Consider the following 15,220-nt stretch of genomic DNA (forward strand, 5'->3'; position numbering starts at 1 on the left):
CTTTTCATATTTATACTCAGATCGCTACGGAGCTACGCGAAGGATGTATGCTTTATCTACGTTAAGATATTTTTTAGCAATTTCCTGAACATCTTTCGGAGTCAGTTTTTGTACTTGTTCCACAATGTCTTTGTTGTAGCTAAGCGGCAACTGTGCTGTTGCCAGTCCTGCTGCTTCTGCACTGCGGCTGCCGAGGCTCTGGTGACCACGGTAGTACTGACCTCGCATTAAGTTCTGTCCACGTTTGATCTGTTCTTCGGAAAGCGGTTTGTCCTGAATCTCTTTAATGATTCTACGGAAACCATCCATAGCGGCTTCTTCTTTATCCGGTTCAGTACCAATATAGAAGTATGTAAAGCCGGTAATGGTGGACTGCCAGCTGGATGCTGTCACGGTGTAACCGAGGCCGTGTTTATCACGCAGGTCATTGAAGAGTAATCCACTCTGCCCAGCAAGGATTGTCTGCATAAGCTCAAGGCCTGCTGTATCCTTGTTCGTAAGCGGCACTGTTTTAAAGATCATGAAAAGATGAGCCTGATTACGATCTTTGAGGGCGATGGACTTGATGCGGTCTTTGTTCCATGTAGGCTCAAAATTTTCAGGACGTTTTTCTGTTGGCGTTGGCAGTTGTTTTGCAAATTCGATGATTGCATCACGGTCAAATTCGCCGGCAACAGATATTGTCCACGGCATTGCTTTCTGCTTTTTCCAGAAACCAGCAACGTCATCCTGAGTGAAGTTGGCAACATGTGCCGGAATACCTGCATGATAATAACTGTAGATAGAATCTGTGAACAGGAACGGGAACAGGTTGCGTGTTGCCAAGCCGAGCGGCTGGTCTTCGCGCAGTTTAATTCCTGCTACCTGATCAACTTTTTCACGATCAACTTCTTCATCAGCTATTGTAGGGGACTGTACCATCTGGGAGAAGAGTTTGAGAATATCATCTGAGAAGCGGGCAGGGTAGCGTGCACTCAGAGAGAATGTTCTTCTACTTGCAGATGCTGCAATAGATGCAGCGCGGTCAGCAAGATATTCTTCGATTGCAGGAGCATTCATTGAACCTGTGCCCTTTGTTAGGACACGAGCTGCAAGAACGGAAAGACCTTCCTGACCTTTTGTAATGAGGGAGTCACCACCCATAAAATCCATATCGATTGCAACATATGGCAATGTGTTGTCAGGAATCAGAATCAGCTGGCGACCGTTTCCGAGATCAACAACTTCTTTTTTACCGATGGCGTTTTCAGCAGTAGTCTGTTTTTTTACTGCATCCTTTGATTCCCAATTGTTGACGATTCGTGCTGTAAGTGTAGTTTCGCTTACAGAAGCTTCTTGCGGGGCAAGAACTGTCGCCTGCAGACGCTCAGGTTTAATGTAGGTATCAATGAGGTTCTGAAGCTGTTCGCGATTTACGTTTTCAACTTCATCGAGGTAGTTTTTTTCGCCCTGTTCTCCGCCAAAGAAGAACCCGAACATGCCGATCTTAGAAGTAAGACCGGAAAGCGTTTCCTTTGCACGGAAAAGAGAGTCCTCAAGGTTTAAGCGAACGCGGGCAATGTCTTCATCTTTGAATTCAGACGCCTTGAGGTTGCTTAAATCTTTCATTAATTCCGGCCAGAATTCGTCCAGCTTATCTGCATCAAGTACTGCAGTAATGTAGATAAGACCTGCGCGCTCAAAAGCGTATGCTGATGCAGAAATGGAATCAACAAGCTGTTTTTCATACTGATATTTGCGATAGAATGGGGATGTTTTATCGCCACCCATGAGCTGTGCCAGCATGTCGATACCTGTGGTGTTAACATCTTCAAATCCCGGGATAGGGAAAGAAATACCAAGGTATACTTTGTTCCACTTGCCTTTCACTACCTGAACGTTAGGGCCGGACATGTCTAACTTGTCAATGTTGACAACAGAAGGTGGAGTAACGTTAGAAGTGTTTTCTAAGCCACCGTAAAGTTTTTCTGCTTCCGCAAGTACTGTTTTTTCATCCACATCACCGCACACAACCAGCAGCATTTGCTGCGGTTGATAATGCTTTTTAATGTAGTTGGTAATATCTTCGCGTGTGAAAGAGTTGATAGTATCGCGGTAGCCGATAATAGGCCATGCGTAGGTAGTTCCTTTCATTGTCTGCTGTTGCAGTTTTTTGAAAAGAAGGCCGTACGGACTGTCTTCACCGCGTTCCAGTTCGGAAATAATAACTTTTTTTTCTGACTCAAGTTCTTTTGGATCAATGTTAGCAAAAAATGCCTGATCACGTAAAACTTTCAAGCCAGTTTTCCATGCATCCGCAGGAAGATCTGCAATATATACTGTATAATCAAAACTGGTAGCAGCGTTGAGGTAGCCACCTAATTCTTCGATACTTGCAGCGATCTGGCCTTTTGCATAGTTTTTTGTACCTTTAAAAACCATATGTTCAAGCACATGGCTGATGCCAGCTTCCCTCGGCTCTTCATAGCCGGAACCAGCATGTACATACAGTCTTGTTGAGACAAGCGGAAAGCGCTTGTCTTCATGAATCAAAACCGTAAGACCATTTTTGAGTTTAGTCACCGTTGCCGCAGATGCTGCGGTTGCAGTGCTCATCATAAGAACTCCACAAAAAAGAATAAAAAGTCGTTTGAACATTCCATGCCTCCTGTTGCCTAAGCAAACAACATGTTCAAAAGGTAGTGTACGCAATGGTTACAATTTGGCAAGGAGAACCATCGGTTGTGACATACAGGTTATAGTGGTACTTCGCAAGCTGTGTGTACATTGGACTCATAACAGGGTATGGTGCTGCAACGTATTGCATGCCAAGGGAATTTCCCCATACGGAGTGATGTTTGAATGCTGGATTCGCTTGTTGGAACAATTCTGACAGACGTACGAACTGTACTTGAAGACTTGGATCCATTCCTTTTGGAACTGGAAGTGTCTGCTGAGCGCGCAGATGCAGCTCTGCTTTCTACAATATATAATACAACCCCGTTGCTTTCTAACTGTTTTAATTTACTTGGGCTGACTGATGCAGTGGCTCTGGTTGATTTGTTGCAGCTTGTGACCGGAGCGTTCCGGAAACATGTATTATCACTTTCGTATGTACATATTCGGGAAGTTATACGTGGTTTCAGTGCATTGGTGGCGTTTCTTGAAAATGCCGATGCTGAAAAAATTTCTATTGCAATTGATGCATTGAAACAGTTGGTTGAAGAGGCTTGGCCAGCTGAGTCAAAAACAATGCTTGCAGCACATTCGTTGCGTGATCCTCTAGGTCACGTTGCTTTTTCTATTCTCGGGTATGTCTTGCAGGATGACTTCATGCATGAGTGCACATGTTTTGTGCTTGAACTGGATGACAGTGGTGTTCTTGCAGGAACTCAGTTTACTCCATTTTCCTTATTACAATTCCTTTATAAAAGTGGGCAGGTGCTGGACGTGCAGTTTGCTCCTCCAGAATCTGAAGCATACTTGCAAGTTCTGTTTGCGACTGTACTTGATGAAGAGCAGTTACAGATGGTGCTCGATATTCCTGCAGATGCTATCCATGTTGTTTCCACTTCTTCATTTGGTTCAAAGAGTCCTGCATGGGACGTTACAGCCTGGACGGATGCCTTTAGTGGCGCCGATGGTATGCACCACAACGCTATAGAAGAAGTTGATAAATCCAGTGTTGGTGCAGGGACTTCAGAGGTCGGTGATTCGGTTGATGGCTGTTTGTACGAAGATGCTAAGGGGCAAAATGTACCTGCTTCTTGTGGAGTAGTTGAAGACTCATATCAGCAGAGTGAATATGCACCACATGCTTTTTCTTCCAATTCGTCAGCAGCTGATAAATTTGCGTTGCTCGAAGCAGAGTTGGAAGGAGAATTGTTTGAGGAAGCGCTTTCGGCAGGTATTGCAGCTCAATCGTTTGATAAAGCAAAACAGGAAGTAGCGGAAAAGGCAGAAGCAACACCTTCTTGTCGTAGCGAAATTTCGTCAGATGAAAAGCAGACTCCAGCCAGAATTCCTGATGACCTTCATAGTGAGATAAGGCAGGAACCGGTTCGACAGACAAAAGAACTGCACGGCTTTGTTTATGAAAGTGATCATAACAATGTTAGTTTGTATGTCTCCAAAGTTGAGAATGCTGTGGAAGCAGAGCAATTGCGAGCAGCATTGCTTGAGTTGTTGTCATCCCACGCGGATGTTGAACTGGTGTTACGTACCCCGATTCGGGGAAATTTAGAATTGCTGCAATTGCTGTTGGCAGCGGCGATGACAGCAGGGTTACGTCGCCAGAACTTTCGAGTTTCCGGCGAAGGAAGAGAAAGTGTTGCCGAGTTGCTTGCAAGTTGCGGCATAACGTTTGATGTGCTGAAAGCGCAAGGTATTGCTGACTTCTTAGGCTAGTATATAGCGAAATAAAAAAAGGACTGCCGTTATACGTTCTGCGTCCCCCGCCGATCACGTATGTGGCAGCCCTCGGAGTGGTGTAAAAATTATGGAACGTTGCACTCACTACCTTCGCTGCAGTAATTGAAAATAAACTGCCCTATCTGTGTACCCAGATAGACGCATTCAATACCATCAATGCAGTCCTGTGCTTCTTTTTTTTCAATGTATGTCATTAATTCATGCTGGTGCTTTGAAAGTTGCGCAACCCATGCTTTTTTTTCGTCATCAAAGTGAATAGACAATTCAATGTTGTTTTTCTCTATTTCCGGATAAAACGATAATATTTTAGTACGAAGGTTTTCTGGCGTAATGATCATGTGTCAGCTCCTTTGCTTCCTGTAAGCATAGTGGACAGGGCAGGGCTGTACAACATTTGGAACACAGAATATCAAGTGCTTAACTATGAGATAGAGCGTTATCCTCTTCTAATTGTAAGTTATTTGGTGTCTCTGGGCAGGATAAAAAATAACGAAAAAAGCCGTGACCATATGGTCACGGCTTTTTCTGTTAACAGAAAGGAGTGTTCTACTTATTGGTAGATGAGAATTCATTTCGCAGAGAGTCAATAAGCTTTCTAACAGGAATGATTTCTTTAATACGGTGCACGTTCGTGCCTGAGAATGCGAATCCTCGGGAAAGGTTGCCTTTTTTAGCGTTAAGCAGTGCTGCAGCGATGCAGTACGGACTTTGTTCGTGTGCGCAATTGTGAATACACTCAAATGGGCATTTGAACGGCTTTTTAAGGCCCTTGCGGGAGTCTTCAACGAATTTGTTTTTAAGAGCGCGACCAGGAAGCCCGACAGGGCTTTTGATGACAGTTACGTCTTCTTCTGTTGCTTCAACATACGCTTGTTTAAAGCGGTCGTCAGCATCACACTCATCTGTGGCAACAAATCTGGTTCCCATCTGTACCCCTGCTGCACCCATTTCGATGAATTTTTTAATATCTTCACCGGTGTAGATGCCCCCTGCAGCGATAACAGGAATGGTTTTTCCTGATTTGGCTTCAAACTCTTTAACCGCATCGATGACTTCACTTACAACTTTTTCAAGTGCGAAGTCAGGGTCTTCGAGCTGTTCAGCTTTAAATCCAAGATGGCCGCCTGCTTTGGGTCCCTCAACCACAAAAGCGTCCGGCAGGTAATCATACTTGGATGCCCATTTTTTACAAAGAATCTTAGCAGCGCGAGCTGATGAGACGATAGGCACAAGCTTAGTGTGAGCCTTTTCCTTGTGTTCTTCGTAGTATTCTTTCAAGTACGCAGGTAAATCTAAAGGAAGTCCTGCTCCAGAGAATATTACGTCGATTTTTTCATCAAGAGATGTTTTTACGAGGTCGGCAAAGTTTGTAAGAGCAACCATAATGTTTACTCCGAGTACGCCTTTGGTCATCTCTTTTGCTTTACGAATTTCTTTACGCATTGCACGGATGTTTGCTTCCAAAGGATTTTTGCCTACGTCAGGTTCACTCATTCCGATCATAGCTCCAGCGATAACTCCGATGCCTCCCTCATTGGCAACGGCACTAGCAAGCTTGGAAAGAGAAATTCCAACGCCCATACCTCCCTGAATAATAGGAGTATTGGCAATAATGTCGCCAATCTTCAAGGTAGGAAATGACATGATTCAGTCCTCCAAATGCGGCGCTTCAATTCCGCATTGTGATTATATGTACTGCGCGGTGTCTCGCAGTCAGAGTACAACAGTTGATTTAGACATACTGTACCCTATTATTTACTTCGTTCTACTCATTACATAGAACAGCCCGCAGTGCAAGTGCACCATTGGCAATGGCGACCCTTTCGAGGTCGAATTATGGGTGATTTTTCGATGTGTCTGAGTATGAACTGGAGAATAAGCGGGATGTGCACAGTGATAATTTCATCGTGGAGTTCGTCATCAATTTTTTCAAAGAAAAGATGTTCCTTACCGTCCTTTTTTAATTCAACCCATCCGGCGTCACAAGATGATGTGAGCTTAGGATTGTGCATCATGTACAAGTAGGCAGGCAACTGCAGGTTAAGAATTTTCTCTGCTAATTGGTCAAGCGGGTCTTCAACGCCGCCATCCCATGTACGGATTTGTGCCATCAGGAACTCATCCTGCCATAGCCCGTTGTCAGGTTTATGTATGTTGCCTGTCTTGTAGTCCAGAATAACCCGCGTATTGTCCCTGATGTCGATACGGTCAGCTATTCCTGTTATGGAGCGTTCTTTGTTGTCGACTCCAATAGTTTTAATAAGTCTTTTTTCCAGAGAGTCAATTTTTGCCATGGGCTGATTTTTTAGAAAACGGCGTAAGCGTTCTTTGCCTGCTGTTTCTAACATAACAAAGGAGTCGTAAGGCACTTCCTGCTTGATATTGGATTCATGAAGCATTTGTACAAATAGACGTTGCAGTGGCTCTGGATCAAGTTTGCTGAACTCGGTTTCTTTGTGCAGATATCCAGTAAAAAACTTTTCTAAAACTTTATGGAATAAGTCTCCGATGGCGGCAAAATCTTCGGCTTCATTAACCTCGTCTACCGGGCGCAAATTACCTATGCGTTCCAGATAAAATTGCATTGGGCAATTCAAATACGTGTTCAGTGCGGAAGGTGACACGGGCTTAGCTAAAAAGTCTTCAATCCTGCCATTGATGGTTGAAGTTCTTTGGATGACATGATCATCTTTTTTTATGGTGGAAACGGGGTAGCTGATGCTATGCAATGGGGCGTCTCCAGCTTTTAGCAGCTTGCCTTGTTTGCACTCTTCTTTCCACAGAAGTTCTTCTACAAAGCGTGAGCGGATGTGCTTTTCTTCAAAGATACCGCTTCGTTCTGATCCTGTCTGATAGAGCACATGGATATTCGTTGCTCCGTGAATTAGACGGTAGAAGTTGTATGCTGCGACACTCTCACGGTGGCGGGCATCCGGTAAGCCTAGCATGGAGCGCAGACTGTCCGGTAGCAATGGGTCATTTCCCGGTAAGCCCGGAAGCTTGTTTTCTGTGGCATCCAGAACGTAAACGTTTTTAAAATGCAGCAGACGGGATTCCAACATGCCAAGAACCTGTAAACCCGTAAGCGGGTCAGCTTCAAACGGAACACGTTCTCCGCGGATTATTTCTCGCAAAATGGTGAACAGCACGCTTTGTGAAAATTCTTCATGGGCAAGAGAGCATTCGCGTAAGGATGGAATAACCTTGCGCATGATGCGGTACATTGATTCGGCATCAATCGGGAATCGTTCCCACAGGTTGCCGCCATGTTCCAGAAGTACTGTACATAAGTCGGCAAGAGTATTGGCAAGCTGTGACGGAGTAGAGATTTCTTCCCATGCGGTGATGGCGTATGAGAGAACTCTGTGCAGCAGTTCCTGCATTTCTTCTTCAGATGCTGTAGCGTTATCATCACGGGTGAATGGAATAGTGAACGGGGTATTATAGCTCTTACCCCTACGCAGTTCTTTTTCCATATTATGCAGGGTTACACCGAACGGACGTTCTTCTCCGATTGTCAGCATTTTGATGTAGGGATGGCGGATAAGGGAAATAATGTCTTTCCAATAATAGCCGTCCGCACGTTTGTTTTCTTGCAGATGTAGAACTACTTCTAACAACTGGAATAAGTTGGAACGCCATAGCGGATAGCCCATGGATATGTTCACGTCTTTTCGTGGTAGATGATGGAGCACTGGCATCATCAGTCCTGTGTCCGGCAGAACCACGGCGGTGTCGCTAATGGATTCCTGTTGCAGGAGCTTTTGTTCCATTGCATCCAGCTGGGAGTGCAGGTCGAATCCTTCGTAGAGTTGCAAATCCTGTTCGCGCTCTTGTGGCGTTTCGCATAGCTCCATGCCGGCAGCCCATTCTGAAATCCATTTACGATGTTCTCGGCATGCCCAGTGAGTGTGGCCTCCCGTGGTCAGCTCCGCATCAGAATGAATCATAATGGTTGCACCATACTCTGTGTGCAAAATACGGAAGAGTTCTTTTTCTACCCCTGTGAGACCATAGAAACCTGCAATATAAATTTTCTTGTGAGAAAGGCTCATGACGGGTGTTGAGCTTTCTTTGAGTAATTGCAGAACACGGAATGCGTCATATCCCGGGGTGGTCCAGCCGCGATTTTCCAGTTTTTCTGTGTAGGCATCATGGATGCGTCCGAGTTGTCCGAGAAGGATTGCGGCAAACGGAACAACCTGACCTTCCATATGATAGTAATCTTCCGGTGTTTGGTTCTGATTGAAGAAATCTTCCAGCAATGAGTTAAGACGCATACCCCATGGGAAAAAGCGCTGCGGATCGTTAAGCGGCAAAGATTGAAGAGGACCTGAGGTGAACGTGTCCTTTTTATTAATATCCTGAATACACTCCATCAACAGACCTACGCGGTCGAGCACTTCGATCACGTGAGGCGGAGTTGGTTCCAGTTCGCTACGGAGCATTTGGAAAACATCGCTTACCTGAAAGATTTGGGGCATAAGAAACGGCTTCGGCAGTCCTTCATTAAAGCGTAGGCTGTCAGAGAGGTATTTGCGCGGGCGGGAGTGCGGGAAGATAATCAGCGCATCGCCTGGATTGTTATTTGTGTCTGCAAGCATCCGTTTCATTAGACCGGAGATAAAATCGTTCTGCCAAGGGATAATGACAAATGGTTGAGTATGCATGATTAGGCTCCGGTGGAAAGGGTAACGTCTACGGTTTCGCGTGAATCAAGGTAAATAATGGTGCCCAGCAGTGTGCAGTTGTCATATGCCGGCATGGCATTCAGTAAATTAAGGTAACGGCGCACCTGCTGTTTATGTGCAGGGTCGTGGCCGCCTGTTTTGTATTCAATAATAGTAATGGCGTCCGGTTCGCGCACCAGTAAGTCGGCTCTGTGCTGATTACCGTGTTCGTCCATAATGCCTTGTTCCGGTCTGCCGAAGTGTTGCCATTTGGTAAAGTCAGGCAGGGTGGTGAGCCAGAGCAGCATGTCCGTCAGTTCTTCTTCTACTTCGGCTCTGTTTTCCATTGGTAGCGGATATTCACGCATACCATGTTGAATGGCACGATGAATGTCTTCCTGTGGGGTATCTAGAACGCGTAGGTGTTCTAGACATGTATGGACGAGGATACCGCGACGGCGTTCGTCAAAGATAATTTCTTCCAGCGGGTTACGGAAAATTTTTAAACGCGGCAGCCAATGCATCGGTTTCCATGCGAGGACATCTTCGTGCTCCGGTAGCAGTTTAGTTTGCTCTGCGGTTTCAACCTGTTTTTCCGCAAGGGTGCTTTCAGGAGCTTCACCAATGGTGATGCATCCTTTTTCGTCCATCTTGTCCTGATAGTCAGCAAGCAATACGCGTAAGCTTTTAAGGAGCGGAGAAGTGCGCTCGTGTGTTGGAGTCGATGTGATGGCTGCGTGTAACTCTTCAACAGGGCGTGTCCATGCAACGTAAAGCAGGTGCAGTTGTTCGCGGCAATCTTTACCCACAGCACGGTAGTAGTCGTCCCCTAGTTCTTTACACAGAGGGACAAGAATTTCTTCTCCGTTGAATGTGAAAGTCTCCTGCCCGGAAGGACGTTGCTGCATTTGATGATGGAATGGGATGACAACTACAGGAAACTCAAGTCCCTTTGATTTATGCATGGTAAGAATGCGGATAGCGTCCAGATTTTCCGGCATAGGAACTTTTTCTTCTACACCGCCTTCCTGCCAGAAGGTGAGGAAGGCTGAAAGGGAACGTAGCCCGTTTGTTTCTGCTGTGTGTACAATCTCTAAGAAACGGCGCAGGAAAATTTCATCCTGCGGGAAACGTTTGAATACGTCGAAATGTTCGAAAGCTTCACGTACAGTGTCATAGGCACTCATTAAGCCTGCCTGAGAATAGAATGGAGCAATCCATTGTTCCCATATTTGTGGATAGTCGGCCTTAAATGCGTTGAAAAGTGTTCCCTTGCGCGGAGTAGCGAGCCAGTCATCGAGTGCAGTCCTGTCTATTCCTGCCAGATCTCCGAATAGTTCTGAACCGCTGATCACTGACCAGAACGCAACATCGTGAAGTGGATAATCAAGAAAAGTAAGCAGGTTGACCACTTGTTGAACAACTGGATGGTCTGCAATGCAGAGGCTGTTCTCAGTAATAACTGGAAAGCCCCATTCCACAAGCCAATTCGCCAGTATGTTTGCTTCACCGTTAGTGCGAACCAGCATTGCAATATCTCTTAGTTTCCGTCGGTGCTGTAAGTCATCCACAAAAAGTGTTTTTAGTTTTTTGTGAACCGACTCAAACAAGGCTTCAGTGTTCTCTGCTTCAATGTCATACAATTTTACAAGGCCGCCACTACCTTCTTTGTGTGGTGGAACTTTCTGTGCTGCACCGGAAAAGCCCGCCATAATTTCAGCCGCAAGCTCGTCCACAACCTCTGCGGAAGCTTTGCCGATCAGGTCATTGGCAATACGCTTTGCAGTGTCTTCGTCCTCAAGACGTGAGAAGATGTCGTTGTTGAAGAGAACTACATTTTCACTACTGCGCCAGTTGTTATCAAGTGTTGTTCGTTCCGGATCTTCGGCAACGGCCTGAATAGCATCCTCATTCAAAATGCCGTCAAAAAGGTCGGAATCCCCACCGCGCCAACCGTAGATAGCCTGTTTTACATCACCAACGTAAACAACAGTACCTTCTTTTGCGAGACACTCAACAGCGAGAGGCTCAATAGCTTTCCATTGTGTTTTGGATGTGTCCTGAAATTCATCAATAAGCAGGTGAGTAAGACGTGTACCCATTCGGCAGAAAGCTTCAGATGCTGCATGTTCTCCGCTAAGCACTTTTTGCGCATAGATAGGCCATTGGGAAGCAGGAATAACACCTTTTTCCCGTTGCAATGTTTCCACCTCAGCGGCGAGTGGTTCTGCAATATTGATAAACGGAACAAGCTCTAAGGCTTTGCGGAGAATAGCGCCTTGTACTTCCAGCATGGCAAAGGTGTCACACAGATCTGCATATGCTTTATGCAAGTCAGCAGATGCTTTGCCTTTAGAAGCTTTCAGCACGCAGTCATCAATTGAAGGCTTTTTCGCATACGTGGCAGAAGGCAGTTTGGATGAGAATATAGAGAGAGCAAGGCATTTATCTAAAAACTTCGTAAAGTTTGCAGCAGGTTTTATGCCTTCTTCTGCGAGAAATTTTTGTACAGCTGTTGTGCTGTGGGTAAGCTCTTCGTGAAGCAGAACAAGCCAGCTGCGTAGTGCATCCCCGTCAACATCCGGTAATGCTCCGTGCTCCAGACGGTGTTTCATCAGGGCATGAATTTTTTCACGCAGCCTGTCACCTGTTACAAATCCATTCATGTCAGTATGAAAGAGCAAAGACTCGCATGCGTCTTTCAGCAGCGCGCTTTCTTTTCCGCCCTGTGATGCCCGGACAAGCATCTGGTCATAGAGAGGATCAAAGAGGATTGTGTCGTCAAAAATTGGTTCAAAATCTGGTGGCAAGGACAGATCAAGGGCACCAAGGCGTACCAGCATGTTCAGCAGACTGTCGATGGTGCGGATATTGAGCGAAGAGTAGCGCTGTAGCAGTCTGTTTACCCAGCGGTGGGCATCGCGGGGATCCCATCCCTGTGCAGGATTAGTCGGGTCGAGTTGTAGAGCACACTCCTTAAGAGAATGGATAACACGCTCACGCATTTCTGTTGCAGCTTTGTTGGTGAAGGTAACGGCAAGAATTTCATACCAATTGAACGTTCCGTCAGTGGTTGCAATGGCACAGGCAGAATTTTTTTCTTTTTGTTCATCCTGTGCTGCTCCGGCGAGGAGTGCTAAAAATTGGCGTGTGAGAGTGTATGTCTTGCCGGAACCGGCAGCAGCTTTGATCTGTTGGAGCATGGTGAGGAGTCCAAGATGGTTATAGTGGAGGTGGCTTAAGCGGGTAATCTGTTTCTGGGTTCCGTGCGGAAAAGCGCTTATGACTGTGAACTGATATTCGTGATTATGGTACGAGTTGGTTGCGTGTTAAAAAGAGACCAAGGTCGCGGGTATGGGGAACTTCTCTTGCGGGGAGAGGGCCGAATCTTCTCCCCGCGAGAGAACATATTGAAAAAATAAATGGTTGTCTGATGTTACTTTTCATCAATCGAGCAAGGCTCGCTGATAAGGACGGTATGTTCAAAATCAAGAAGTGTTGATTGTCCTGTAGATTCCATAACTGCACGCCAGTAGTCTGAGTGAGTATTAAGTTTACGACGTTTTCGGGTTACGAGGCGTAATGGAAGATGTATGAATCTGTCCATAAGTTTCGACACAACCATTGATGTTTTTCCAGCCATGGCGGCATGCACTGCATTCTGCCCGAGGAATCCGCAATAAACTCTGTCGTTGGCGTTAGCAGGTACAGAGCGGATAATGTAGCTTGGATCAATAAGTTTCAGGGAATGAGGTATGTTGCGCTCGTTCAGATAAGCATGGATTTCCTCTTTGAGGAATCCCATGATGTCCCCCAGAACTTTGTTTCCTGAGGCATCTTTTAAGTTTGTGTCGGAAAGCAGATGCTGTCCTGCGCCTTCTGCTATAACAATAACAGCATGACGACGAGCTAGCAGGCGTTCTTCCAGATCTTTAAGCAGCCCATTTTCACCGTGCAGATAAAACTCTTTTTCTGGAATGAGCACATAGTTTACTTCTTTGAGAGATAGTGATGCATGGGCTGCTATGAAGCCGGATTCGCGTCCCATGAGTTTAACAAGGCCAATGCCGTTCATAGAGCCTTGTGCTTCCGTATGTGCACATTGGATAGCTTCTGTTGCCTTATCGACAGCAGTTTCAAATCCGAAGGTCTGTGGAATAAAATCGATATCATTATCAATGGTTTTAGGAACCCCGATAACTGAAATTTTCAGCTGACGTTTGGTTACCTCGTCGACGATTGCACATGCGGCTTTCATGGTTCCGTCGCCGCCGATCATGAACAGACAGCTAATGTTGAGGCGTTCCAATGCGTCTACAATTTCCTCAGTAGACTGTGGCCCTCGGGAAGACCCGAGGATTGTGCCTCCTAGCAGGTGGATATGGGCAATCATTTCTGGCGTAAGTTCAATAACGTCGTGTCCGTATTTAGGGATAAAGCCTTCCAGCCCGTACTTGATACCAAGGACGCTGCTTACGTGATAATTATGAAATGCCGCCATAACGATGGAGCGGATAACTTCGTTGATGCCGGGGCATAGTCCGCCACAGGTTACAATTGCACATTTTGTTTTAGGGGTATCAAAAAATACATGCTGGCGTGGGCCTGCTTTTTCAAAATGAAGCGGGATTGGCTCGCCTGTAATTTCTTCCTGCAGTTCATTGTCTAGAAAAAACTCGACACCACGTGTGTCCGTCTCGAACTTGCATGCGGATAGAGGGGATGGAATTTTTGGGCATCCTAGAGTGGGGATAGTAGTTGAAATCGTAACATCATTATATTGTGCGTGCTTTTTGGGCATTGATATGCTCCTTAGATGTAGCTGTCGGGCGTATTGTTATTTGTTATCGTAGCCCATAATATACATTGTGATTTGTTTTAGGGCAAATTTGAAGCAGAATCATGACATAATGTAGAAAAATATGTTGCTTCTGGACAGGCAGAGGGAAACCGCCTAATTTTATCCCGCATTTCAGAATGTGGCTTTGTTGTGTATAGTCCTGTTCTGAATAGTGGGACATTGTCATGTACTGACTATATACTTAATTCGAGTTTGTTATGCCAAAAAAAACGCTTCTTATTACACTTGGTGATGCAAATGGACTCGGGCCGGAGTTGGCCTGCCGTCTGTTTGGTCAAGATATCTTTATCGCGGCGAAGCGTCCGATAATAATGATCGGCTCGGCTGCCTCTTTGCTGGTGCATACCGAGCGACTCAATATGGACCCGTTTTGGGAGACGATCGAGTCTCCGCGTGAGATTATAAGTAAGGCATACGGGGTCTATCTGTATGAACCTCCTTCAATCCGCAATATTCCAGTTACAGTTGGTCAAGCAACTAAAGAAGGTGGTTTTATTGCGGGTGAGTCTTTGCAGGCCGCTTGTCAGTGCATTACCGATGGTATTGCCACAGGTATGGTGACCTTGCCCTTGCATAAAGCAATGTTGCAGGAAGCAGGGTTTGATTTTCCGGGGCATACAGAGTTTTTAGCACGATATGCGGGGCTTGGTGATGATGAAGTCTGCATGCATTTGTGTGGTGACATTTTGCGGGTAAGCCTCGTAACAACACATCCTCCGCTCCGTGATGTTGCAGATATGATTACTGAAGAGCGTTTGTTGCGAACCTTCAGGCTGACTGATGCTTTTATGAAGCAAATAGGGCACGGAGACCGGCCAATAGCTGTATGTGGTTTAAATCCGCATGCTGGTGAATCCGGCAAGATCGGTACTGAGGATCAGGAGATTGTTGAGCCAGCTGTGCGTAAAGCTCAGGAAATGGGTATGAATATTGAAGGTCCGTTTCCTGCTGATACCTTGTTCCACAAGGCTGCACGCGGTGTATATTCTTCTGTAGTGGCTATGTATCATGATCAAGGACTTGCTCCTCTGAAATTGCTCCACTTCTCAGAAGCCGTTAACGTGACTCTCGGCTTGCCGTTTGTGCGTACATCGGTCGATCATGGTACGGGCTTCGACATTGTAGGCAAAGACATTGCCCATACAAATAGTTTCAGAGAAGCCATACGCCTTGCGATTTTAATGCTGGAAGGCGATGAACTGTAATCTGCTTTTTATTTTGATATTACTGGGCAGACAATGACACATTACTTGGCATTGTCTGCCTTTTTTGCATACAC

Annotated in this window: 8 protein-coding genes; 2 read left to right on the top strand and 6 right to left on the bottom strand. The window is 45.8% G+C overall.

Annotated features, from left to right (window positions below; all coding sequences use genetic code 11):
* Window positions 1–24 precede the first annotated feature (24 nt).
* Complete coding sequence (locus F461_RS0112410; RefSeq protein WP_020001491.1) at window positions 25–2,637, bottom strand: M16 family metallopeptidase; 2,613 nt, start codon at window positions 2,635–2,637, stop codon at window positions 25–27.
* A 204-nt stretch (window positions 2,638–2,841) separates the two neighbouring features.
* On the opposite strand from F461_RS0112410, the gene F461_RS0112415 reads away from it, so the two are divergent.
* The gene (locus F461_RS0112415; RefSeq protein ID WP_020001492.1) at window positions 2,842–4,386 is read left to right on the top strand and encodes a hypothetical protein; all 1,545 of its coding nucleotides are present in this window, start codon (window positions 2,842–2,844) and stop codon (window positions 4,384–4,386) included.
* A gap of 89 nt (window positions 4,387–4,475) precedes the next feature.
* Here F461_RS0112415 and F461_RS0112420 read toward each other — a convergent pair whose 3' ends face one another.
* The 5 genes from F461_RS0112420 to F461_RS0112445 form a co-directional block, all read right to left on the bottom strand.
* On the bottom strand, window positions 4,476–4,748 hold the full coding sequence (locus F461_RS0112420) for a hypothetical protein (RefSeq protein ID WP_020001493.1): 273 nt from the start codon (window positions 4,746–4,748) through the stop codon (window positions 4,476–4,478).
* Window positions 4,749–4,956: 208 nt separating this feature from the next.
* Window positions 4,957–6,054 (bottom strand): NAD(P)H-dependent flavin oxidoreductase, encoded by a 1,098-nt coding sequence (locus F461_RS0112425; protein ID WP_020001494.1) that lies wholly within the window; start codon window positions 6,052–6,054, stop codon window positions 4,957–4,959.
* Window positions 6,055–6,182: 128 nt separating this feature from the next.
* Window positions 6,183–9,080 carry a PD-(D/E)XK nuclease family protein gene (locus F461_RS0112435; protein WP_020001496.1) on the bottom strand — a complete coding sequence of 966 codons (2,898 nt, stop codon included), beginning with the start codon at window positions 9,078–9,080 and terminating at the stop codon, window positions 6,183–6,185.
* A gap of 2 nt (window positions 9,081–9,082) precedes the next feature.
* On the bottom strand, window positions 9,083–12,283 hold the full coding sequence (locus F461_RS0112440) for a UvrD-helicase domain-containing protein (RefSeq protein WP_020001497.1): 3,201 nt from the start codon (window positions 12,281–12,283) through the stop codon (window positions 9,083–9,085).
* Window positions 12,284–12,516: 233 nt separating this feature from the next.
* The gene (locus F461_RS0112445; RefSeq protein WP_020001498.1) at window positions 12,517–13,881 is read right to left on the bottom strand and encodes an ATP-dependent 6-phosphofructokinase; all 1,365 of its coding nucleotides are present in this window, start codon (window positions 13,879–13,881) and stop codon (window positions 12,517–12,519) included.
* Window positions 13,882–14,138: 257 nt separating this feature from the next.
* On the opposite strand from F461_RS0112445, the gene pdxA reads away from it, so the two are divergent.
* Entirely contained in the window at window positions 14,139–15,146 is a 1,008-nt protein-coding gene (gene pdxA, locus F461_RS0112450; protein ID WP_020001499.1) for a 4-hydroxythreonine-4-phosphate dehydrogenase PdxA, read from the top strand.
* The last annotated feature ends 74 nt before the right edge of the window (window positions 15,147–15,220 follow it).

Origin of the sequence: Halodesulfovibrio aestuarii DSM 17919 = ATCC 29578 (assembly GCF_000384815.1) — a bacterium.
Lineage (GTDB): Bacteria > Desulfobacterota > Desulfovibrionia > Desulfovibrionales > Desulfovibrionaceae > Halodesulfovibrio > Halodesulfovibrio aestuarii.